This is a genomic window from Nonomuraea sp. NPDC050328 (assembly GCF_044459405.1).
Lineage (GTDB): Bacteria > Actinomycetota > Actinomycetes > Streptosporangiales > Streptosporangiaceae > Nonomuraea.
The window spans coordinates 311,959-334,784 of the sequence record NZ_JBITIW010000001.1 but is presented as its reverse complement, the minus strand read 5'-3'; the positions used below and the strand labels follow the sequence as shown (position 1 = coordinate 334,784).

The following is a 22,826-nucleotide window of genomic DNA, read 5'->3' as shown; positions in this document are numbered from 1 at the left end:
CAAACCTCTCAAAGTGGCCCTGCTCGGGTGCGGGGTCGTCGGGTCGCAGGTCATCCGGCTCATGCACGAGCAGGCCGCCGACCTGGCCGCCCGCGTCGGCGCGCCGCTGGAACTGGCCGGCGTGGCCGTGCGGCGGTCCGGGCGCAAGCGCGACGTCGACTTCGACCCGGCCCTGCTCACCACCGACGCCGAGAGCCTGGTCGCCCGCGACGACGTGGACATCGTCGTCGAGGTGATCGGCGGCATCGAGCCGGCCCGCTCGCTGCTGGTCAGCGCGCTGTCCAAGGGCAAGGCCGTGGTCACGGCCAACAAGGCGCTGCTGGCCGAGGACGGCGCGGCGCTGTTCGAGGCGGCCCGCGCCGGCAACGGCGACCTCTACTACGAGGCCAGCGTCGCCGGGGCCATCCCGCTGCTGCGCCCGCTGCGCGAGTCGCTGGCCGGCGACCACGTCCGCCGGGTGCTCGGCATCGTCAACGGCACGACCAACTACATCCTCGACAAGATGGACAGCACGGGCGCCTCCTTCACCGAGGCGCTGGAGGAGGCGCAGTCGCTCGGCTACGCCGAGGCCGACCCGACCGCCGACGTCGAGGGCTTCGACGCCGCCGCCAAGGCGGCCATCCTCGCCGGGCTGGCCTTCCACAGCCGCGTCACCGCCGCCGAGGTGCACCGCGAGGGCATCACCGAGATCACCGCGACCGACGTCGCCTCCGCCAAGGCGATGGGCTACGTCATCAAGCTGCTGGCCATCTGCGCCAAGTCCGACGACGGCCGCTCGATCGGGGTGCGCGTGCACCCGGCGATGATCCCCAGGACGCACCCGCTGGCCGGGGTCGGCGAGGCCTACAACGCGGTCTTCGTCGAGGCCGAGTCGGCCGGGCAGCTCATGTTCTACGGCAAGGGCGCCGGCGGCGCGCCGACCGCCTCCGCGGTGCTCGGCGACATCGTGGCCGTGGCGCGCAACCGCATCGCGGGCACGCGCGGGCCGGACGAGTCCACCTACGCCTCGCTGGCGGTGCACCCGATGGGCGAGACGGTCACGCGCGTGCACGTGGCGCTCGACGTGGCCGACAAGCCCGGCGTGCTCGCCCGGGTGGCCGAGGAGTTCGCGCGGCACGACGTCTCGATCCAGACGGTGCGTCAGGAGGGGCACGGCGACGACGCCCAGCTCGTCATCGTCAGCCACCGCGCCACCGACGCGGCGCTCACCGCGACCATGGACGGGCTGCGTGAGCTCGACATCGTGCGGGCGGTGGCCAGTGTGATGCGGGTCGAGGGCGACGACTGACCCTTTTGACCGATGGAAACGGCCCGTCCCGCAGGTAGGTGGGGACGGGCCGTTTCCGGTTTCGGGGGTCAGCTCCTGACAGTGAGGACGGTGCGGGCCAGGCCGCCGTTCTTGCAGTGCACGGTCACCGGGAAGGTGCCCGTGCGCGCCGTCTTCAGCGCCGGGGCCCAGGCCACGGTCGGGACTTCGGGGTGGGTGCGGGCCGGGACGAAGGCGTTCGAGGCGATGTGGGAGACCTGCGAGCCGCTGCACACCGCGGTCACCTTCACCTGGCCGCCCAGTCTGGCCGTGGTGGGGCTGAGGCCCACGCCGGCGTTGACGGCCCCTAGTGCGCCCCCAGGCGGAGTGGTCGGCGGCGTTGTGGGGGGAGTGGTGGGCGGGGTCGTCGGCGGGGTCGTCGGCGGGGTGGTCGGGGACTCGCCGCCGAAGACGACGTCGCTGCAGGAGTAGAAGGCCTCGGGGCTGTCACTGCGCTGCCAGATCGCGTAGATCAGGTGGCGGCCCTTCTTGGCCGGCAGCCGCCCCTCCAGCACGTACGAGCCGTTGGCCAGCGTCGGGTCGGTCTGGCTGAGGAACGGCTTGGCCTCCAGGTCCGACCACTTCAGCGGCTGGGCCGGGTCGTAGCCGTCCTTCGTGACGTACAGCTCGAAGGCGCCCCGGTGCGGGGCCGTGGCACGGAAGCGGAAGGTGTACGGCGAGCCGGCCGACAGGGTCGTCGCGGGCCAGTCCGCCCGCGCCTGGTCGAGGCCGCGGTACTTGTCCCGCCCGGCGCCGCACAGCCGCCCGTCGGGGATGATCTCGCGGTGCCGCCCGGCGGCGTTGGCGATGTTGACCTCGTTCCAGTCGTAGAACGGCTGGGTGCCGCCGAGCTGGACCGCCTTCTTGCAGGCGTCGGACTTCGGGCTCTCGGGGTTCTCGCTGTAGCAGACCATGGCCCGGCTGGGCGGGTTGTTCATGGTGCCGTGCGCGTTCGCCGTGCCGGGAACGAGGGCGAGCATGAGCAGCGTGGGGGCGGCCAGGGAGGTGGCGAGGGTGGCCTTGCGGTTGATCTGCATGGCACCACCTTGGGGGAGCCCGGTGGGCAGAAAAGCCCGCTTAAGTGGCCGTTAAGGCGGCCTTAGGCACCTTTTCAGGGGGTTCCTAAGGGGGCTTCTCAATGCTTGGCGCGGCGGGTGGGGCCCTCGGTGCGGAACCAGAGCTGGACCTGGGCGCCGCCCAGCGCTGAGCGGTCGAGCCGCAACGAGCCGCCGGTCGACTCGGCCAGCCGCCGCGCGATGTCCAGCCCCAGCCCGGTGGACCCGGCTCCGCTGGCCCCGCGCTCCAGGGCGGTCTGCGGGTCGGCGATGCCCGGCCCGGCGTCGGCGATGAGCAGCCCGACGGTGCCCTTGCCCTCGTGCAGGGTGACCGAGAAGGCGGTCCCCTCGGCCGTGTGCCGGAACACGTTGCCCAGCAACGCGTCGATCGTCGCGCTGAGCTCCCCGGCCGGCACCGGCACCCGCACCGGCAGCGAGCCCCCGATGAGCTGCCAGGGCCGCTGCTGGTCCTCGGCGAGCGCCGACCAGAAGGTGAGCCGCTCCCGCACGACCTCCGCCGCGTCGCAGAAGGCCGCCGCCCGCGACGGCCGCCGGGCGGCGGCGATGATCGAGTCCACCTCGCCCTCCAGCCGGGTCAGCGCCTCGCGGCTGGGTTCGGCGGGCGGGCCCAGCCGCTCCAGGCTGAGCCGGAGGGCGGCCAGCGGGGTGCGCAGCCGGTGGGACAGGTCGGCGGCCAGTTCCCGCTCGGCGGCCAGCAGCCGGCTCACCTGGCTGGCCATCGAGTTGAACGCGTTGGCCGCCGCGACCAGTTCAGGCGGCCCGTCGGGGTGGATGCGCTCGCCCAGGTCGCCCCGGCCGAGCGCGGTCGCCGCCCCGCCCAGCCGCCGGGCCGCCCGCACCACCCGCGCGCCCAGCCGGTCGCCGACCAGCACCGAGCCGAGGACGAGCACCACGGCCACCCCGGTCAGCACCGCCCACGAGCCGAGCACGTCCCGGTTGAGCTCCGCCGCGGGCACGAAGACCTCGACCACCGCCCGCCGCTCGCCGTCCAGCGCGACCGGCCGCAGCAGCACGTACGCCCCGTCGGGCAGTTCGAAGGTGCCCGCGGCGGCCTGCGCGCCGGCTCTGGCCACCTCGGCGGCCGGGGCCCGCGAGGTCCCGGTCACCCCCGCGCTGGTGTGGATCGCCAGCCGTTCCTGCCGGCCCGCCGCCGTCCGGGCCATCGCCAGCTCCAGGTCCTGGGCCCTGGTGGTCAGCGCCAGCACCGGCACCAGCGAGGAGGCCTGCCGTTCCGCGTCGGCCAGGGCCCTGCCGTGCGCGGTCTCCTTCACGATCAGCGCCAGGGGCACCAGGAAGGCCAGGGCCACCATCGAGGTGACCGCCACCATGAGGGCCGCCAGCGTCCGCCTCACCGCGCGGCCGAGAGCATCACGCCGACGCCGCGCACGGTGTGCAGGTACCGCGGGCTGGCCGCGCTCTCTCCCAGCTTGCGGCGCAACCACGACAGGTGCACGTCGATGGTCTGGTCGTCGCCGTAGGACTGCTGCCAGACCTCGCTCAGCAGCTCCCGCCGGGTGACCACCCGGTCGGCCCGGGCGGCCAGGTAGGCCAGCAGGTCGAACTCCCGGCGGGTCAGCGACAGCCGCACCCCGTCCAGGACGGCCTCGCGGCGGCCCAGGTCGACGCTCAGCCCTCCGGCCCGCACCACCTGCGGCGCCGGCGCCGAGCGGGCACGACGCAGCACGGCCTCCAGCCGGGCCGCGAGATGGTCGCCGGAGAACGGCTTGACCAGGTAGTCGTCCGCCCCGGCGGCCAGCAGCCGGACGATCTCCGTCTCGTCGTCGCGGGCGGTGGCCACGATCACCGGTACGTCGGAGACGCCGCGGACCATGCGCAACGCCTCGGACCCGTCCAGGTCGGGCAGGCCGAGGTCCAGGACGACCAGGTCGGGCGGGCGGCGGGAGATCTCGCGCAGCGCGTCCAGCGCGCATCCGGCGCTGCGTACGGCATGCCCCCGCCGGTCGAGCTCGTGGATCATCGCGGCTCGGACGAGCTCGTCGTCCTCGACCACGAGTACCGTCGCCATCGCGCCTCCCGACCTGGCCTGGGCCGCCATACTCGGCTTATGCGGCGAACCGTGAGATATGTTGCCATCTGGTTGGGGGCGACCGTGGTGGCGATCTCGGTTTCGTGGTTCGCGGTGCGTGGGGTGTTGCGCAGCGAGTTCGTGGCCGACGTGGTGGTCCGGCCGATGGCCGCGCACACTGAGACGGCCCGGAACACCGCGGCCCTGCCGTCGCCGGCGGCGGTGACGACGCCCGCGCCCCGTCCGGTCTCCCAGCCGCCCACGCCCACGCCTCGCCGTACCAAGTCTGGAAAGGACCTGAAGGTCCTCACGGTGAAGGGCGGCGAGGTGGTGTTCCGGCTCGACCGGAACGGCTGCGCGCTGGTGTCGGCGACGCCGAAGAGCGGCTACACCACCCGGGTCAGCCGCAACGACGGCTGGATCCGGGTGGACCTCGCCCAGGGCGCCCACGGCTCGGCCGCGTTCTGCATCGGCTCGGAGCGGCGCACCGACACCTGGGAGTACTAGGGCTCGTGCCGCCGCAGGGCCAGCCGGACCAGCGCGCCGTACACCACGGCCATGCCGGCGAGCACGCCCATGCAGGCCAGCCACGTGCCGGCGTCGTGGTCCCAGAGGCCGTCGCGCATCCGGGAGATGTCGATGCGCTGCAGGTCCACGGTGGCCGCCGCGGCGGCGTAGCCCCAGCGGGTGGGCACGAGCCAGGCGAGCTGCTCCAGCCCGGTCCGGCCGACGACCTCGATCAGCTTCCCGATGAAGACGAACTGCGCCATGATCAGCACGACCATGGCCATCATCGCCTGCTCGTTGGTGGACACCAGCGCGCTGACCAGGAGCCCGAGCACGCTGCAGGTGAAGGCGACCAGCGCCACCACGACGGTGAGCTCCAGCGGGCCCAGCAGCAGCGGATCGGGCGGCGGTTCGCGGCCGAGCAGGCTGAGCGCGACGAAGAGCGCGGCCTGCACGAGGTTGACCGAGCCGAGCACGGCCAGCTTCGACAGCAGGTAGGCCAGCGGGGACAGCCCGACGGCCCGCTCGCGCCGGTAGATCGGCGCCTCCTTGACGATCTCCCGGATCGCCCCGATGAGGCCCATCAGCGCCGCGCCGAAGATCAGGATGATCAGCAGCGTCCCGGCCTCCTCGGTCGGCCGGGGCGGCACGCCGAGCCCGTCCGAGCCCTGGACGACCCGGCTCATCAGCGCGAGCGCGATCGGCAGGCCGATCATGGACAGCGCGGCGAGCCGGTCCGAGCGGATCACCGACGCCATGCGCCGGGCGAGGATGGCGAACTGCCGCACCCGGCTCTGCTTCGGCGGCGGTGGCGGGGCCGGGAGCGCCCGCCCGTCGCCGCCGCCCGGCCGCGGTGCCCCGCAGTACCGGGCGAAGTACGGCGAGCGCCGGAAGTGCTCGGCCCAGACGTCGGGCTGCTCGGAGACCAGCCGGAAGACCTCGGCGTATTCGGTCACGCCGAAGAAGCCCAGCAGTTCGTCCGGCGGGCCGAAATAGCCGACCTTGCCGCCCCGGCACAGCACGAGCACGCGGTCGCAGCCGCTCAGATGCAGCACGCTGTGCGTGACCACGACCACCGTCCGGCCGTCGTCGGCCAGCGCGCGCAACGTGGTCATGACCTCCTTGTCGAGCGAGGGGTCCAGGCCGGAGGTGGGCTCGTCGAGGAAGAGCAGCGAAGGCTTGGTGAGCAGTTCCAGGGCGACGCTGGTGCGCTTGCGCTGGCCGCCCGAGAGCCGGTCGATGCGCAGCCCGCGCCGCTCGCCGAGGCCGAGCTGGCCGATCACCTCGTCGATGCGCCGCTCGCGCTCGGCCCTGGTGACGTCCTGGGGGAAGCGCAGGGCGGCGGCGTAGCTCAGGGCCCGGTCGACGGTGAGCTCCTTGTGCAGGATGTCGTCCTGCGGGACCAGGCCGATGCGGTGGCGCAGGTCGTCGTAGTGCGCGTACAGGTCGCGTCCCTCGTAGACCACGCGGCCGGTGGTCGCCGGGCGGAAACCGGTCAGCGCGCCGAGCAGCGTCGACTTGCCCGCCCCCGAGGGGCCGACCACCGCCATCAGGCTGCGGGCCTCCAGGTGCAGGCTGACCCGGTCGAGCAGTACCGCCTGGCCGGCCCGCACGGTCAGCTCCTCGGCCTGCAGCGAGACCGCGCCGGTGTCGGCGTGCACGGCGATCCGGTCGCCGAGGAAGCGGATCTGGTGGTGGCCCACCGAGACCAGGTCGCCGGGGTTGAGCCGGTGCTCGCCGACCCGGACGCCGTTGACGTAGGTGCCGTTGCGGCTGCGCAGGTCGCGCAGCAGCGTGCCCGAGCCGTCGCGGCGCAGCTCGGCGTGGTGGCGCGAGACGAGCAGGTCGTCCTCGAAGGGCAGGTTGTTGTCCGGTGAGCGGCCGATGGTCAGTGACGGGCCGAGCGGCAGGACGAGTTGCGGGGCGCCGAGCGCCTGGGGGTTGCGCGGGGAGGACGGGCGGCCCACCGCGGTGACCGGCAGGTCGGGCAGGCGGGGCGCCGGTGGGCGGGGCGGTCCCTGCGGGGTGACGCTGAACTGCGGGCCGTCCTCCGCGCCGCCGAGCCGTACCGTCAGCGGGCGGGTCAGCTCCACGTCGAACACGCGGCGGCGGTCCACGTAGGTGCCGTTGCGGCTGCCCAGGTCGCGTAAGACCCAGACGCCCTGGTGGAAGAAGATCTCCGCGTGCCGCCGTGACACCCGGGCGTCCACGATGGCGATGTCGGCCTCGCGGCCGATCACCAGGCGTTGCCCCGGCACCAGCACGCGCTCCCCGGCCGGGCTCCGCACGATCAGCCCAGACATGAACCTTCCCCGTTGACGTGAGCCATCAGAATGGCCCCGCCGCCCCCACCCCGTCCACCCCACCCCCTCCTCCCACAGGTGGCGGGCTCCCACGGCCGCTGAGGTGACCCGTCCCTGTCCCGATATGCCGGGCAGGACCAGGGCGGCGTAAAGTAGCGGGGTTCCGTGCTAGATCGAGGAGTCAGCCCGCTGTGACTGCGACGCCGCCGATGGGTTTCGTCCGAACCCCCGAACCGGCGCTGGGCAGGCTGGGCTGGGACGGCGACGGCTGGACCGCCGACGCGGACCACCCGCGCGCCCTGCGTGCCGTGGAGGTCGACTGGCCTGCCGCGCCGGTGCCGCTGGACGGCCTGCTGGAGCTGGCCGCCGACGGCGTCCCGCTCACCGCCGCCACCGCACCGGCCTGGGTCCCGCCCGCCTTCGCCGAGGTGCTCACCGACCGGACCTGGCTGTCCTGCGTCCCCGACGGCAGCCCCCGCTGCGTCGCCGACCTGCGCCGGGAGGAGCACAGCGTACGGCTCCGCCGCGCCGCCCTGCCGCCCCCCGGCGAGCCCGAGGTCAGCGTGGTGCTGTCCACCATGCGCCCGCACCTGCTCGGCTTCGCCCTGGCGCAGATCGCCCGCCAGCGGCACGTCCGCGTCGAGATCATCCTCGGGCTGCACGGCGTGGCCTTCGAGTCGGTACGGCAGGCGGTCGAGGAGTGCCCGCTGCCGGTGACCTGGATCGAGGCCGGCACCGACACCGCCTTCGGGGAGGTGCTCAACCTCCTGGCGGCCAGGGCGTCGGGGGAGTACCTCGCCAAGTGGGACGACGACGACTGGTACGGCCCCGAGCACCTGGCCGACCTGGTGCGAGCCGAGCGCCACCGGGGCGCGGACGTCGTCGGCACGACGGGGGAGTTCTTCTACCTGGAGCCGTTGCGCGCCACCATCCGCCGCACCCGCTTCGCCAGCGGGGCGAACTACCCCAGCGAGGTGTGGACCGACCACGTCGCCGGGGGCACCATCTTCGTCTCCCGCACCACATTCCACGACATAGGCGGGTTCGCGGCGCTGCCCCGGGCGGTGGACAAGCGCTTCCTCGACGACGCCCGCGACGCCGGCGCCCGCATCTACCGCACCCACGGCCTCGGCTACATGCTGCGCCGTGCCGGTGGCGCCGAGCACACCTGGCAACTGCCCCTGGCCCACTTCCTGCGCGTCCAGGCCAACCAGTGGCGCGGCCTGCGCCCGAGCGCGCTCATGGAGCTCCCCCATGCCCACTGACCCCACCCCTTCCGAGCCCACGGGCCTCCCCGGCGAACCCGCCCCGACCTCCTCGGGCCTTTCAGCCGGTTCCGCCCCCGGTCCCCACGGCCACCTCACCGGCGCGCGCCTTCCCCGGGTCAAAGGGAACGACTACCGCGACCTGCGCCCGCTCACCGGCGACTGGACCCCGACCCTCACCGTCAGCGTGGTCATCCCGGCCTACAACGGCCAGGACAAGCTCGACCTGGTCCTGGCCGCCCTGGCCGGCCAGACCTACCCCGCCGAGCTCACCGAGATCATCGTCGTCGACAACGGCAGCTCACCCCCGCTCACCGCCCCACCCCCGGTCCGGCTCATCCACTGCCCGGCCCCCGGACGCCCCGCCGCCCGCAACGCCGGCCTGGCCGCGGCCACCGGAGACGTCATCCACTGGCTCGACTCCGACGTCCTGCTCACCCCGGGCGCGCTCGACGCGCACATGCGCTGGCACCACGCCGCCCCGTACCTGTCGGTGACCGGCTACATCCGCTTCACCACCGCTCCCGTGCCCGCCGTACTGCCCGCCGACCTGGAAGCCGCCTTCGAGCCCGCCGAACCGCACGGCTGGCTCGTGGAACTCGTCGAGCGCACGCACGGCCTCACCGACCCCGCCCAGCGCCACTTCAGCCTGCACATCGGCGGCGCCACCTCGGTCAGCGCCGCCCTCCTCGCCGCCGCCGGCCCCATGGACGAGGACGTCGCCCTCGGCCAGGACACCGAGCTCGGCTACCGGCTGGCCCAGGCCGGCGCGGTCTTCGTCCCCGAGCCGTCCGCCCGTGCCTACCACCTCGGCCCGACCATGCGGATGCGCGACAAGCAGCCCATCGACCGGGTCAGCCACGCCTTCGTCGCCGACCGCATCCCCGTCTACCGCTGGCTGCGCTCCCACCCGGCGCGGCAGTGGAAGGTGCCCCTCGTCACCGCCGTCGTCCCGGCCGGGGGGTACGACGAGACGCGGGCCACCGTGGACGCCCTCCTCGCCGGGACCGTCCCTGACGTCTCCGTCGTCCTGACCGGCGACTGGCCCGCGGCCATCGGCGACCGCCGTGCCCCTCTCCGTGACCCCAACCTCGACCTGACCCTCCTCCGCGGCCACTACACCCACGAGGCGCGCGTACGGCTGGCAGTGGACCCCTCGGCCCCGCCGTACGAGCAGGGGACCGCGGTGGACCCGGCTGTGCCGTACGCGCGGGGTGCTCTGGTGGATCCGGCGGTGCCGTACGTGTTGCGGGTGCCTGCCGGGTGGGTTCCGGGGGCGGACACGCTGGCTCGCCTCCTCGACCTCATGCGCGAGGAGGACCACGGCCTGGTCAACGTCCTGCTCGCCGAGGACCCCGCCGGCCTGACCGTCGCCCGCCTGGAGAAGCGGGCCGCCTTCGCCCGCGCCGCCCTCGTGGTCACCCCGGGCGAGGACCTCGACGACGCCGTGGACGACGTCTCAGGCGTGCGCTGGGTGGACGGCGAGACCTTCGGCTTCGGCTCCGAACCACGCACGATCACCGGCCGCCGGAGCGCCTTCAGGGCCCGTCAGGAGGCCGAACGGGAGCGTGCCCGCCTCCACGCCGAGACCGTACGGCAGGCCGCCGAGATCGAACGCCTGCGCGCCCAGGTCGCCCGCTGGCGTGACGAGGCGGGCCGCTGGCGCAAGTCCTCCGTCGAGCTCCGCCGCGAGATCGGCACCCTCCGCCGCCAGCTCGGCACCCTCCGCCGCCGCAGCTGGCAACAGGTCGCCGCCACCCTCAAACGCGCCGTCAAGAACCGCCTCCCGTAGGGGGCCGCCGGGGTACCGGGGACACGAGAACCCCGCCTCCCACCAATGCGGCGAGCAGCCGTGCGGCGGGTGGTGATCCTGTGCGGCGGGAGGGGCCGTCGGCGACCCACCCCGGAGGGAGGGAACCCGAGGGTCAGTCCTGCCGCAGAGCCGACCGGAGGCGGCCGAGGAGCCCCGAGGCGGACTGACCACGCCCGACGGAAGCCTGAGCCCGCGGTGAGGCCGCAGAGGCAGTGGGCGCCTCGCCGGTCGCGGACGCGGACCCGCCCGCCCCTGGCTCGGGCCGAGTCCCGCCAGCGCCAGGCTTGGCCTGAGATCCGCCGATCCCAGGCTCGGGCTCACGGGTGGCGGGAGAAGCAGCCGCCTTGGGCGGGGGCCAGAAGCGGGCCGGGGTGGCGTGGCGGACGCCGTGGGTGACCTCGACAGCGGCCTCGCCGAGGTACCGGGCCCGCCCAAGGGCGGAGGTGCGCTCCAACCGGGCGCTCCCACCGCCGGGAAGGTCGACGACAAGCACCCCCACCAAATCCTCCTGCACACTCTCGACCATCCGCTCCAACGTGACCCGATGCAGCGGCACCCCCACCGGCCCCCGATACCGGAACGGAATGGGCGCAGGCGACGCGGACGCCTCGTCGATGAGCCGGACGCGCTGGTCATGCCGGTAAAGGTCGCGAAGGTGGCGAAGGTCGAAGGACGGGTCCTCCAGCACCGACCGCCGCCCTTCCGCCAGCCCCGACCAGGGCGCGACCAGCGTGACGACGGCGTCGTGCAGCTTCCCGTCGAGCGCCGCCCCCACCGCCTGCCGTACCGTCTCGGTGTCCGCGCCGGTCACGTCGTAGACCACCTCGACGTACGGCACCAGCCAGCTCCGCCCGGGTTCCTTGCGCAGGTCGCGCCGGAGCGGGATGCGGTGCGCGAGGTACGGCTCGACGGCTCGTACGGCCCGCTCCCGGTCGAGGTGCTGGGCGGGCAGCCCGAGGTGGACCGCCTCGGCGAGCGGGTCGGGGATGAAGACGACGCCGTGCATGGCCAGCCGGTAGGCGAACTCGGTGTCCTCCCCGCGCAAGACGGTCGGGTCGAGTCCGCCGACGGCGTGGAAGGTCTCGCGGCGCAGGCAGAAGGTCGGCCCCGTGCACACGTGGTAGGGGTTGCGGCTCTTGCGCAGCCCGTCGGTCTTGGCGATGGTCGCCTCGGTCGAGCTGGGCACCGCCCGCTCCAGGTCGAACAGCTCGCCCAGGCGGCGCGCGGCCCGCACCCGCGCGGCGGTGAGCGGCGGGGGGTCGACGAAGCGCTTCATCCCGATCGTCACGAGGTAGTCCGCGCAGCCGTGCCAGCGGGCGAGCGCCTCGATGTGCTCGGGCGCGGCGACCATGTCGGCGTCGAGCCGCTGGATGAGGTCGCCGTCGGCCTGCAGGGCGCCCGCGTTGACCGCGTTCGAGATGCCCCACCCGGTGCCGGGGACGACGATCCGGGTGTTGAGCGGCCGGATCTCCGGCAGGGTCAGCGGCGGCTCGCTGCCGTCGTCGACGACGAGTACCTCCAGCAGGTGCGCGGGGTAGGTCTGCGCCGCCAGCGCGGCCAGGACCAGGTCGAGATGGCGGGCGTTCCGTGCCGGTACGACCACGCTCACGGATTCTTGCGGTGCCCAGGTGCCGAGCTCGGGCGGCGTCAGCGGTGAGTAGTCGTTCTGACGCAGCACGGGACGCGCGTTCATGATGATTGACCCCCTGGGGCTGACCTTATCGGGGATTGCTGGGGATTTGGTGCGGAGTGCGAGTGTCCCAGGGAGTGGGCAGATGTCCAGGGAATGGACCGGTCGCGTGCGCACGACGCCGGTGGCCCTAAACTCGGCGACAAACACCGCAGGTAGTTTCGCGGGTGGCCGGTCGCGGCGAAGTCCGGTGACCACCGGCGGGCCCGCGAGCGGAGCGAGCCAACAGGCTAGGGAGACGATCATGACCAGGGCGTGGCGTGGACTCATCGAGGAGTATCGAGACCGGCTGCCGGTCACCACGACGACTCCCGTGGTCACGCTCCTGGAGGGCGGCACCCCGCTGGTGCCCGCCCATCGCGTCTCCGCCCTGACCGGGTGCGAGGTCTACCTCAAGGTCGAGGGCGCCAACCCGACCGGCAGCTTCAAGGACCGTGGCATGACCATGGCCATCAGCAAGGCGGTCGAGGACGGGGCGAAGGCGGTCATCTGCGCCTCGACCGGCAACACCAGCGCCTCCGCCGCCGCCTACGCGGTGCGCGCCGGCCTCACCTGCGCGGTGCTCGTCCCGCGCGGCAAGATCGCGATGGGCAAGCTGGCCCAGGCGCTCGTGCACGGCGCCACCCTGCTGCAGGTCGAGGGCTCCTTCGACGACTGCCTGGAGATGACGCGCAAGCTATCGGAGAACTACCCGATCGCGCTGGTCAACTCGGTCAACCCGTTCCGGCTCCAGGGCCAGAAGACCGCCGCCTTCGAGATCGTCGACGCGCTCGGCGACGCACCCGACATCCACTGCATCCCGGTGGGCAACGCGGGCAACATCTCCGCCTACTGGATGGGCTACCAGGAGTACGCCGCCGACGACGTCGCCACCAAGACGCCGCGCATGTTCGGCTTCCAGGCCTCCGGCTCGGCGCCCATCGTCAACGGCGCGCCGGTCACCCACCCGCACACGATCGCGACCGCGATCCGCATCGGCAACCCGGCCTCGTGGCAGCTCGCCGAGGCCGCGCGTGACGAGTCCGGCGGGCTCATCGACTCGGTGACCGACCGGCAGATCGCCGCCGCCTACAAGCTGCTGGCCCAGGAGGAGGGCGTCTTCGTCGAGCTCGCCTCCGCCGCCAGTGTGGCCGGCCTGCTCCAGGCGCACGCGGCCGGTCTGGTCGAGCCCGGCCAGAAGATCGTGTGTACGGTCACCGGCAACGGCCTGAAGGACCCCGACTGGGCCATCTCCGGCGCTCCGGCCCCGGTGACCATCCCGATCGACGTCCACGCCGCCGCCTCGTCGCTCGGGCTCGTCTAACCCCGCTCTAGGAGAACGATGACCACCGCCAACCGGGTCGTGGTGCGCGTCCCCGCGACCTCCGCCAACCTCGGCCCGGGGTTCGACGCCCTCGGTCTCGCTCTGGCCCTGCACGACGAGGTGACGGCCGAGTTCGCGCCGCGCACCGAGGTCGTCGTCGAGGGGGAGGGCGCGGGGGAGGTGGACCTCGGCGAGGGCCACCTGATCGTCGCCACGATGCGCAGAACCTTCGGCCGGATGGGTTTCCCGCAGCCGGCCGGGATCCGGCTGACCTGCCGGAACGTCATCCCGCACGCGCGCGGGCTGGGCTCGTCGTCGGCGGCCATCGCGGCCGGCATCCTCGCCGCCCGCGCCCTGGCCCGCCTGCCGTACGGCACGGCGGCCGAGGACGGAACGGCACCCGCAGACGGCGCAGCCACCGCAGCCGGCGCGCCCGGCGCGGATGGCGGTGAGTTCGGCGTTGAGCGAACAGGCCACGATCTGTCCGACGACGAGGTGTTCGCGCTGGCCACCGAGATCGAGGGCCATCCCGACAACGTCGCCCCCTGCCTGGCCGGGGGCCTGACCGTCGCCTGGACCGACCAGGACGGATCGCCGCGTAAAGTGAAGCTGGCGCCGGATGCGGGGATCCGTCCGGTCGTCCTCATCCCGTCCTTCCGTCTGTCGACGGAGACGGCGCGGGGACTCCTGCCGAAGGAAGTGCCCCACAAGGACGCCGCCTTCAACTCCGGCAGGGCCGCGCTGCTGATCGCGGCGCTGACCCAGCGTCCGGAGAACGCGTTGCTGCTGGCCGCGACCGAGGACCGGCTGCACCAGGATTACCGCGCGCCTGCCATGCGGCAGACCGCGGACCTGGTACAACAGCTAAGGGCTCGGGGCGTGCCCGCGGTGGTTTCGGGCGCGGGTCCCACGATTCTTGCTTTCGCCACGGCGGAGACGCAGGATTTGATCGCGCCAGAAGTGGGTAATGACTGGCACATCCAGCATTTGGACGTCGACCCGTATGGTGCGAGCGTTCAGTTCCCCGAGACACGCTGATGCCTCTTAGACCTTCAGGGAATAGCCGTGCGCGCTGGTGATGTTAGGCTGATAGCCGCACCAGATGCCCCCATGGTGGGTGCGTGCTTGTCAGCCACACATCGTTGCATCATGCTTCACGTCGCGAGGCGTGAGCAGCGCGGCTGTCTCCCCGGAATCCGTCGCCTCCGGTTGGCCCACACCCGGTTGGCTCGACGCGAGGCGAAGACGACGGGGTCTGCGCGGTTCAATCCATCTGGCGACAGCAATCTGGGGGGTTTCCTCCACCCGTCACCGTCCTGTGACGGCCTGGACAAGCCTCTCCCCAAGCAGTGGCGGCCTCTGGCCGACGATCACAGATGTGCACCCCGACCCGGTCTGTCCTGCCGGATCGACAGCACCTCCGGGACGACCGGCGACACCAGCCGGCGCCCGACCCCTGGGAAGGACCTTTAGTTGAGCGACACCACCGAACTCCTCTCCGACGCAAGCGCGTCCGGCGACACCCCCACCCGCGCCGCGGCCAAGCCCCGTGCGCGTCGCTCCGGCACCGGCCTGTCCGCCAAGGTGCTGCCCGAGCTGCAGAAAATGGCTGCGGAGCTCGGCATCAGCGGCACTGGGCGGATGCGGAAGAGCCAGCTCATCGCCGCAATCCAGGAGAAGACGGGTGAAGGGGCCCCGGCCGCCGTTGAGGCCGCGCCGGTAGCCGAGGCGCCGGCGGTCTCCGCCGAGCGGCCCGCCCGTAGCCGCAGGGAACGTTCCCGCACCAAGACCGAGGTGGCCGAGGCGCCCGCGGCTGCCGCGGCCCCGGTGGCCGTCGCCGCCGAGCCCGTCGTGACCGCCGCGCCCGAGCCCGTGGTCGCCGCCGCCGAGCCCGTCGTGGAGCAGCAGCAGGCTGACTTCCAGGGCGACGCCCGCGGTGAGCGCGAGAGCCGTCGTGAGCGCCGCAACCGCCGCGAGCGCGGCGAGCGTGGCGACCGCGACCAGCAGCGTGGCGACGCGCCGCGTGGCGAGCAGCCGCGCGGTGACCAGCAGCGGGGCGAGCAGCGCAGCGACAGCCGCACCGACCGTGACCGTGGCGCCGACCGTGACCGCGTCAGCGACCGCGGTGACCGCACCGACCGTGCGGACCGCGGTGACCGCAACGACCGCGGTGACCGTGGCGAGCGCGGCGGCGACCGTGACCGCGACCGCCAGCAGTCGGCCGACCAGCGCGGCGGTGACCGCGACCGGCAGCCTCAGGGCGGTTTCGACGACGACGAGCGCGGCCGTGGCCGTCGCGGCCGTTTCCGCGAGCGCAACCGGGGCCGGGGCCGTGACCGCTTCGACAGCAACGAGCCGATCGTGGGCGAGGACGACGTCCTCATCCCGATCGCCGGCATCCTCGACATCCTCGACAACTACGCGTTCGTCCGGACCAGCGGCTATCTGCCCGGTTCCAACGACGTGTACGTCTCGCTCGCGCAGATCCGCCGCAACGGCCTGCGCAAGGGCGACGTCGTCACCGGTGCCGTGCGCCAGCCGCGCGACGGTGAGCGCCGCGAGAAGTTCAACGCCCTGGTCCGCCTCGACACCGTCAACGGCATGGACCCGGAGCAGGCGCGCAACCGCCCCGACTTCAACAAGCTCACGCCGCTCTACCCGCAGGAGCGCCTGCGGCTGGAGACCGAGCCGAACATCCTGACCACCAGGATCATCGACATGGTCTCGCCGATCGGCAAGGGCCAGCGTGGTCTGATCGTCTCGCCGCCCAAGGCCGGTAAGACGATGGTGCTGCAGTCGATCGCCAACGCGATCACCCGCAACAACCCCGAGTGCCACCTCATGGTCGTCCTGGTGGACGAGCGCCCTGAGGAAGTCACCGACATGCAGCGCTCGGTCAAGGGCGAGGTCATCCACTCGACCTTCGACCGTCCGGCCGAGGACCACACCACCGTCGCCGAGCTGGCCATCGAGCGCGCCAAGCGGCTCGTCGAGCTCGGTCACGACGTGGTCGTGCTGCTCGACTCGATCACCCGTCTGGGCCGCGCCTACAACCTGGCCGCGCCCGCCTCGGGCCGCATCCTGTCCGGTGGTGTCGACTCGACCGCGCTCTACCCGCCGAAGCGGTTCTTCGGCGCCGCGCGCAACATCGAGAACGGCGGCTCGCTGACCATCCTCGCCACCGCGCTGGTGGAGACCGGGTCCAAGATGGACGAGGTCATCTTCGAGGAGTTCAAGGGCACCGGCAACATGGAGCTCAAGCTCAACCGGTCGCTCGCCGACAAGCGCATCTTCCCGGCTGTCGACGTGGACGCGTCCGGCACCCGTAAGGAAGAGATCCTCATGGCGAAGGACGAGCTCCAGATCGTCTGGAAGCTCCGCCGCGTCCTGCACGCGCTGGACATGCAGCAGGCTCTTGAGCTTCTCCTGGAGAAGATGAAGGAGACCAAGTCCAACGCCGAGTTCCTGATGCAGGTGCAGAAGACCACGGTCAGCAACGACCGCGACTAGGTCTGATCGGCTGGAGAAGCGGCGAGGTGGTTCCCACCTCGCCGCTTTTTCGTGGTCCGGAACCGGTACGGCTAGCCGCCGCTCAGGTGGGTGAGGCGCAGGCGGCAGGCCAGGTGCAGGGCGAAGCGGGTCTCGTGGTCGTCGAGGTCCGCGCCCAGCGTCTCGGTGATCTTCCTGATCCGGTAGGAGACCGCGTTGAAGTGCAGGTTGAGACGCTTGCCGGCCAGCCGGGGGGAGCGCTGGACGTCGAGGTAGGCGGCGAGGGTGGTGACCGCCTGGAGGCTACGGTCCTTGCCGAGCGCGTCGAGCGGGCGCAGCAGCTCGTCGACGACGCGGCGGCTGAGCGTGGAGGCGGCGGCCTCGGCCAGGACGCGGCGGATGCCGGTGGCGTCGAACTGCTCGACCAGGGTGCCGCGCGCGGCGGCCGAGGCGGCGGCGGAGCGGGCTTCGAGGGCGGAGGTGCGCAGGCCGTCGAGGGCGGTCTGCGGGGTGCCGATGCCGCAGCGGAGCGCCCGGCCGGGGTGGCGGTCGGCGAGGGCGGTGACCAGGTCGTGGGCGGCCAGGCGCATCCGGTGGGTGGTGTCGGCGCCGCCCGCGGTGGAGCTGCACAGGATCAGCAGGGCTTCCTCGATGCGGGCGACGTTCCAGCGGCCTTCGGGGGTGCGGGGGCGTTGCAGGACGTCGAGGACGACCGAGTCGAGCAGGCGGCGGTGTTCGGCCAGGGAGCCGGCGATGCCGTCCTCGACGTCGACCCAGACGGCGACGTGCCGGCCGTCGACCGGCAGGCCCAGGACCCGGGCGCGGTCGGCCAGGCGGCTGGCCTGGGTGCGGTCGGCGACGACCAGTTCGGTGAGCAGGTCGGAGCGGAGCTGGCCGGGGGCGATCTCGTGGGCCAGCGCCGCGGCGCGCATCCGGGCCGCGGCGGCGGCGACCGCGGGCAGGGCCAGGCGGGCGGCCTCGTCGTCGGCGGCCAGGTCCTCGTAGGGCTCGGACAGGCGGGTGGCGGTGACCACGCCGATCAGCCGCCCGTCCAGCCACACCGGCTCCCCACCGAACCCCGCCCCGCCGAACCCCGCCCCGCCGGCCCCATCGGAGTCGCCGGTCCCGCCCGCGCCGTCCCGCCTTGCCGTACCAACGCCGCTCTCGTCGGCCCGCCTCCCCGTGGCAGGAGCCGAGTGCCTCGCCGTGGCAGGAGCCGAATCCGGATAGGCCGGGTCGTTCCGGGCCGCCGCGCCGGCGTCGGCGGGGTCGAGGAGGCGGAGGTGCAGGCCGAGGGCGGCGCCGGCGTCGTTGAGGAGCCGGGCGAGGTCGCCGGAGGGCTCGGCCTCCCGGACGGCGGCGAGGGCGGAACGGGCCCGCGACAGGGCCTCGGCGGCGCCGCTGCGGATGATGCGGTCGATGGCGAGCACGACCTCGGCGACGTCCCGCTCCTCCACGACGCCGAGGACCGGCAGGTCGGCGCGGTCGGCCAGGCGCTGGGTGGTGATGGGCAGCCCGGTGCAGCCGATCAGCACGAGCGCGGTGAGATCGCGCTGGGCCGCATGCCGTACCGCCACATCCAGCTCGTACGGCACAGCCCGCGCGGCCACCCGGGCGGGCACGACGACGAGGGTCCCGGCCGGCGCCTGCCGCATGGCGGCGAGGGAGTCCAGCGAGGTCACCGCCCCGAGGGCTCGCGCGGCCAGCGGCCCGGCGAGCAGCCGGAGCGGCGGATGGGCCCCGGCGAGCAGGTCAGCGATACGCGCCATGGACGGAGCTTATCCGCGCATCACATAAAGTACGCAAAATTCGTTTTCCGCGCCCTATAGCGACAAAGCCGCAGGCAGGAAGGCTGTCGTCATGCACGACGGGAAGACAATCACGCCGGCGGACATCCCGCCCCTCACCCGAGGCTGCGCGATCCTGGGCACCGGCGGCGGCGGAGTGGTGACGGTCGCCGCGCTGTCGGCCGAGCGGGCGCTGCGCCAGTACGGGGACGTGGACCTGGTGACCCTGGCCGACCTGCCCGCGGACGGCCTCGTGTTGCCGCTGGGGTCGATCGGCGCGCCGACGGTCTCGCACGAGATGTTGCCCAGCGGCGACGAGGGCCTGATCATCCGCGAGACGGTCGAGCAGACGCTCGGCAAGCCGGTGGTCGCGGTGATGGCCTCGGAGATCGGCGGCGGCAACGGCGTGGAGCCGGTGGCGCTGGCCGCGCGCCTGGGCCTGCCACTGCTGGACGCCGACGGCATGGGCCGCGCCTTCCCCGAGGTGCAGATGGTCTCGATGTACGTCGCCGGCCGCGACCCGGGCCTGGTGGTCCTGGCCGACGTGCAGGGCAACGTCGCGGCGCTGCGCCCGGCGAGCGGCACCTGGTCGGAGACCCTGGCCCGCGCGGTCTGCGTGGCGATGGGCAGCACGGCCCTGATGGCCGACTACATCCTGCCGGTCGGCGAGATGCGCGGCGCGGCCATCGAGGGCACGGTGAGCAGGGCGATCGCCATCGGCCGCGCGGTGATCGGCGCGGAGGACCCGGTCGGCTCGCTGACCGCCGAGCTCGGCGCCTCGAACCTGATCACCGGCAAGGTCGTCGACATCGAGCGGCGCACCGGCGGCGGCTTCGTCCGCGGCAGCGTCGTGATCGACGGGGTGGGCGACTGCAAGGGCCGCCTGCTGCGGGTGGAGATCCAGAACGAGAACCTGGTCGCGCTGGAGGACGGCGAGGTCCGCGCCAGCGTGCCCGACCTGATCACCATCGTGGACAGCCAGACCGCCGAGGCCATCTCGACCGAGTCCCTGCGCTACGGCCAGCGGGTGAGCGTCCTGGCCTGGCCGTGCGCGCCGCTGTGGCGCACCTCCGCGGGCCTGCGTACGGCCGGCCCCGCCGCCTTCGGTTACGACATCGACTACGTCCCGGTGGAGGAAGCCAATGCGTGACCTGCGAATCGGCGTGGACGTCGGCGGCACCAACACCGACGCGGTGGTGCTCGACGCGGCCAACCGGATCGTCGCCGCCACCAAGCAGGCGACCAGCGCCGACGTCACCGCCGGCATGCGCAACGCGATCACCGCGGTGCTGGAGCAACTCGGCGACGAGCGGCAGCGGGTCGGCCGCGTGATGCTCGGCACCACGCACGCCACCAACGCCATCCTGGAGCGGCGCCGGCTCGGCCGGGTGGCCGCGGTCCGGCTGGGCGCGCCCTCGTCGAAGTCGGTGCCGCCGATGGAGTCGTGGCCGGCCGACCTGCGCGAGTACGTGCTGGCCGGCGCGGCCGTGCTGGGCGGCGGCAACTACGTCGACGGCCGCGAGATCGCCCCGCTCGACGAGGAGGGCCTGCGCCGCTTCCTGGCGACGATCGCCGGGCACGCCGACGCGGTGGCCGTCACCTCGGTCTTCAGCCCGGCCTCCAACGAGCAGGAGCTGCGCGCGGCCGAGATCGTGGCCGAGGAACTCGGCGCGCAGGTGCCGGTCAGCGTCAGCCATGAGATCGGCGCGCTCGGCCTGCTGGAGCGGGAGAACGCCGCGGTGCTCAACGCCGCGCTCTACCAGGTCGCCGCGCACGTGCACGACGCCCTCCAGGAGGTGCTCGACCAGCACGGCCTTGACGTGACGCGCTACTTCGCGCAGAACGACGGCACGCTGATGACGGTCGACTACGCCGCCCGCTACCCGGTGCTGACCATCGGCTCCGGGCCGGCCAACTCCATCCGCGGCGCGGCCTACCTGTCGGGGCTGAGCGACGCGATCGTGGCCGACGTCGGCGGCACCTCCACCGACCTCGGCGTGCTGGTCAACGGCTTCCCCCGGGTCTCCTCGGCGGGCGTGGAGATCGGCGGGGTGCGCACCAACTTCCGCATGCCGGACATCCTCGCGCTGGCCCTGGGCGGCGGCACGGTCATCGGCGCGGACGGCGTGCCGGGCACGACCTCGGTCGGCTACCGCATCGGCACGGAGGCGCTGGTGTTCGGCGGCTCGACCGCCACGATGACCGACGCGTGCGTGGCCGCGGGCCGGGCCGCGATCGGCACCGTCCGGCCGCCGGCCGAGCTGGCCGGGGTGCTCCGCCGTACCGACGAGCAGGTGGCCGACGCGGTCGACCGGATGTCGCTCGGCAAGAGCGACCTGCCGCTGGTCGTCGTGGGCGGCGGCGCCTTCCTGGTGCCGGACGGGCTGCCCGGCGTCAGCGAGGTGGTCCGGCCCTCGCACGGCGGCGTCGCCAACGCGGTCGGCGCGGCTATCGCACTGGTCAGCGGCTCGATCGAGACCATCGTCCCGGCGGGCGCCGGGCGTCGTGAGGCCATCGACACGGCTGTCGAGACCGCGCGCGGGCGAGCCGTACAGGCGGGGGCCGACCCGGCGGCGGTCGAGGTCGTCGAGGTGACCGAGATCCCGCTCAGCTACCTACCGGAGCCCGCGCTCCGGGTCCAGATCAAGGCGGCCGGGCCGCTCGGAAAGATCTAAGGAGGATCCATGCGCAGGACAACCCGCATCGTCAGCGCCATGGCCGCGCTCGCGCTGGCCGTCACCGCCTGCGGAGGCGGCCAGGTGCGCGGCGCCGCGAAGCCGGACGGCTCGTCGCCGCCGGGGGCGGCCTCGCCGTCCGGGCCGTTCGTCTACAGCCACAACCTGGACATCGTGACCGACTGGAACCCGGCCACCTCGTCCTCCAACGAGATCATCGCGCTCCAGAACATCTACGAGACGCTGACCAAGTACAACCCGGCCACGCAGAAGGCCGAGCCGCGCCTGGCCACCTCGTGGACGGCCGCCGAGGACGGTAAGACCTGGACCTTCACCCTGCGTCCGGGCGTGAAGTTCCACAGCGGCAAGCCGCTCGACGCCGCCGCGGTCAAGGCCGCGATCGAGCACACCGTGCAGAAGAAGGGCTACGCGGCCTACATCTGGAGCGCGGTGGACAAGATCGAGACGCCGGACGCCTCGACGGTGAAGTTCACCCTGAAGTACCCGACCCCGCTCGACGTGGTCGCCTCGGCCGGGTACGGCGCCTACATCTACGACCCCACGGTCGACTTCGAGGCGGGCAAGGCCGACGGCGGCTCCGGCCCGTACACCATCGACACCTGGCAGAAGGGCCGCGAGACCGAGCTGACCCTGAAGGCCTTCGACGGCTACTGGGGCGGCTGGGACGGCCCGCACTACAAGCAGATGCAGTTCCGGGTCGTGCCCGAGGAGACCACCACCTGGCAGCTCCTGCAGCGCGGCGAGATCAACTTCGCCAACCGCCTCGGCCCGCAGTTGTTCGCGCAGGCCAAGGGCGCGGGCCTGCAGACGTCGGAGACCCCGTCCTTCCAGAACCTCCTGGTGCTGTTCAACACCGAGACGGTCGACGTGAAGGTGCGAAAGGCGCTGCAGAAGGCGATCGACTACGACGGCCTGGTCGCCGCCACCAAGGGCGCGGCGGTCGCCGCCAGCGGTCTGGTGCCGGAGGGGCTGCTCGGGCATGCTGCCGGGATGACCCCGAAGCAAGATCTCGCCGGCGCCGAGACGCTGCTCAAGGAGGCCGGTTTCGGCCCCGGCGGCAAGCCGCTGGAGCTGTCGATGACCTACGCCCAGGGCGACGAGGACCAGCAGCTCCTCGGCACCCTGCTGGCCACCGCGCTGAAGAAGCTCAACGTGGAGCTCACCCTGACCCCGCTCAACTGGAACACCCAGTGGGAGCAGGGCAAGAAGGGCAAGCAGGACGTCTTCGTCATGTACTGGTACCCCGACTACGCCGACGCCTACTCGTGGTTCGCCAACGTCTTCCGCAGCGCCGACCCGGTCAGCTTCAACCTGTCCTACCTGGCCGACAAGGAGCTCGACGCGCAGATCGACGCGCTGCCCGAGCTGGCCGCGACCGACCGGGCCAAGGCCGAGGCGGCCTACGCCGACCTGCAGAAGAAGATCATCGACGAGCAGGCCGCCGTGGCCGTGCCGTTCGTGCAGCGCTACCGCCGGGCCTTCAGCGGCGGCGTCGAGGGCTACGTGGACAACCCGGCCTACCCGAACGTCGTCTTCGCCTACGACCTGAAGCCGGGGAAGTAAAC

General features: G+C 72.9%; 16 protein-coding genes. 10 read left to right on the top strand and 6 right to left on the bottom strand.

The annotated features are described in order from the left end of the window. Window positions 1-13 precede the first annotated feature (13 nt). A complete protein-coding gene (locus tag ACIBG7_RS01545; protein ID WP_397335336.1) occupies window positions 14-1,288 on the top strand; it encodes a homoserine dehydrogenase in 1,275 nt (424 codons plus the stop codon). Window positions 1,289-1,356: 68 nt separating this feature from the next. On the opposite strand, the gene ACIBG7_RS01540 is transcribed toward ACIBG7_RS01545, so the two are convergent. The 3 genes from ACIBG7_RS01540 to ACIBG7_RS01530 form a co-directional block, all read right to left on the bottom strand. Beyond that, window positions 1,357-2,343, bottom strand: a complete 987-nt coding sequence (locus ACIBG7_RS01540) for a lytic polysaccharide monooxygenase (RefSeq protein ID WP_397334821.1) — start codon at window positions 2,341-2,343, stop codon at window positions 1,357-1,359. A 98-nt stretch (window positions 2,344-2,441) separates the two neighbouring features. Beyond that, the gene (locus tag ACIBG7_RS01535; RefSeq protein ID WP_397334820.1) at window positions 2,442-3,734 is read right to left on the bottom strand and encodes a sensor histidine kinase; all 1,293 of its coding nucleotides are present in this window, start codon (window positions 3,732-3,734) and stop codon (window positions 2,442-2,444) included. Beyond that, window positions 3,731-4,408, bottom strand: a complete 678-nt coding sequence (locus ACIBG7_RS01530; protein WP_357917484.1) for a response regulator transcription factor — start codon at window positions 4,406-4,408, stop codon at window positions 3,731-3,733. The genes ACIBG7_RS01535 and ACIBG7_RS01530 overlap by 4 nt, the downstream gene beginning before the upstream one ends. A gap of 51 nt (window positions 4,409-4,459) precedes the next feature. On the opposite strand from ACIBG7_RS01530, the gene ACIBG7_RS01525 reads away from it, so the two are divergent. After that, complete coding sequence (locus ACIBG7_RS01525; RefSeq protein WP_397334819.1) at window positions 4,460-4,915, top strand: hypothetical protein; 456 nt, start codon at window positions 4,460-4,462, stop codon at window positions 4,913-4,915. Here ACIBG7_RS01525 and ACIBG7_RS01520 read toward each other — a convergent pair. Next, window positions 4,912-7,218 carry an FHA domain-containing protein gene (locus ACIBG7_RS01520; protein ID WP_397334818.1) on the bottom strand — a complete coding sequence of 769 codons (2,307 nt, stop codon included), beginning with the start codon at window positions 7,216-7,218 and terminating at the stop codon, window positions 4,912-4,914. The two genes, ACIBG7_RS01525 and ACIBG7_RS01520, sit on opposite strands and share 4 nt — an antisense overlap. Before the next feature lie 191 nt (window positions 7,219-7,409). On the opposite strand from ACIBG7_RS01520, the gene ACIBG7_RS01515 reads away from it, so the two are divergent. Beyond that, window positions 7,410-8,483, top strand: a complete 1,074-nt coding sequence (locus ACIBG7_RS01515; RefSeq protein ID WP_397334817.1) for a glycosyltransferase family 2 protein — start codon at window positions 7,410-7,412, stop codon at window positions 8,481-8,483. After that, window positions 8,473-10,275: a glycosyltransferase gene (locus tag ACIBG7_RS01510; protein WP_397334816.1), complete on the top strand. Its 1,803-nt coding sequence runs from the start codon at window positions 8,473-8,475 to the stop codon at window positions 10,273-10,275. The genes ACIBG7_RS01515 and ACIBG7_RS01510 overlap by 11 nt, the downstream gene beginning before the upstream one ends. Window positions 10,276-10,408: 133 nt before the next feature. Here ACIBG7_RS01510 and ACIBG7_RS01505 read toward each other — a convergent pair whose 3' ends face one another. Continuing rightward, window positions 10,409-11,989: a glycosyltransferase gene (locus ACIBG7_RS01505; RefSeq protein ID WP_397334815.1), complete on the bottom strand. Its 1,581-nt coding sequence runs from the start codon at window positions 11,987-11,989 to the stop codon at window positions 10,409-10,411. Between the two features lie 241 nt (window positions 11,990-12,230). Here ACIBG7_RS01505 and thrC point away from each other — a divergent pair, with 241 nt between their 5' ends. The 3 genes from thrC (at window position 12,231) to rho (ending at window position 16,799) form a co-directional block, all read left to right on the top strand. After that, a complete protein-coding gene (gene thrC / locus ACIBG7_RS01500; RefSeq protein WP_357917501.1) occupies window positions 12,231-13,289 on the top strand; it encodes a threonine synthase in 1,059 nt (352 codons plus the stop codon). A gap of 18 nt (window positions 13,290-13,307) precedes the next feature. Further along, window positions 13,308-14,327: a homoserine kinase gene (locus ACIBG7_RS01495; protein WP_357917504.1), complete on the top strand. Its 1,020-nt coding sequence runs from the start codon at window positions 13,308-13,310 to the stop codon at window positions 14,325-14,327. Window positions 14,328-14,762: 435 nt separating this feature from the next. Beyond that, window positions 14,763-16,799, top strand: a complete 2,037-nt coding sequence (rho, locus tag ACIBG7_RS01490; RefSeq protein WP_397334814.1) for a transcription termination factor Rho — start codon at window positions 14,763-14,765, stop codon at window positions 16,797-16,799. Window positions 16,800-16,870: 71 nt separating this feature from the next. Here the strand turns inward: rho and ACIBG7_RS01485 are convergent, their stop codons facing one another. After that, entirely contained in the window at window positions 16,871-18,547 is a 1,677-nt protein-coding gene (locus ACIBG7_RS01485) for a helix-turn-helix domain-containing protein (protein WP_397334813.1), read from the bottom strand. Between the two features lie 91 nt (window positions 18,548-18,638). On the opposite strand from ACIBG7_RS01485, the gene ACIBG7_RS01480 reads away from it, so the two are divergent. Genes ACIBG7_RS01480 through ACIBG7_RS01470 form a run of 3 tightly spaced genes read left to right on the top strand, consistent with a single transcriptional unit; the run spans window position 18,639 to window position 22,824 of the window. Beyond that, complete coding sequence (locus tag ACIBG7_RS01480) at window positions 18,639-19,715, top strand: DUF917 domain-containing protein (protein ID WP_397334812.1); 1,077 nt, start codon at window positions 18,639-18,641, stop codon at window positions 19,713-19,715. Beyond that, complete coding sequence (locus ACIBG7_RS01475) at window positions 19,708-21,240, top strand: hydantoinase/oxoprolinase N-terminal domain-containing protein (RefSeq protein WP_397334811.1); 1,533 nt, start codon at window positions 19,708-19,710, stop codon at window positions 21,238-21,240. The genes ACIBG7_RS01480 and ACIBG7_RS01475 overlap by 8 nt, the downstream gene beginning before the upstream one ends. Before the next feature lie 9 nt (window positions 21,241-21,249). Continuing rightward, a complete protein-coding gene (locus tag ACIBG7_RS01470; protein ID WP_397334810.1) occupies window positions 21,250-22,824 on the top strand; it encodes an ABC transporter substrate-binding protein in 1,575 nt (524 codons plus the stop codon). Window positions 22,825-22,826: the final 2 nt, after the last annotated feature.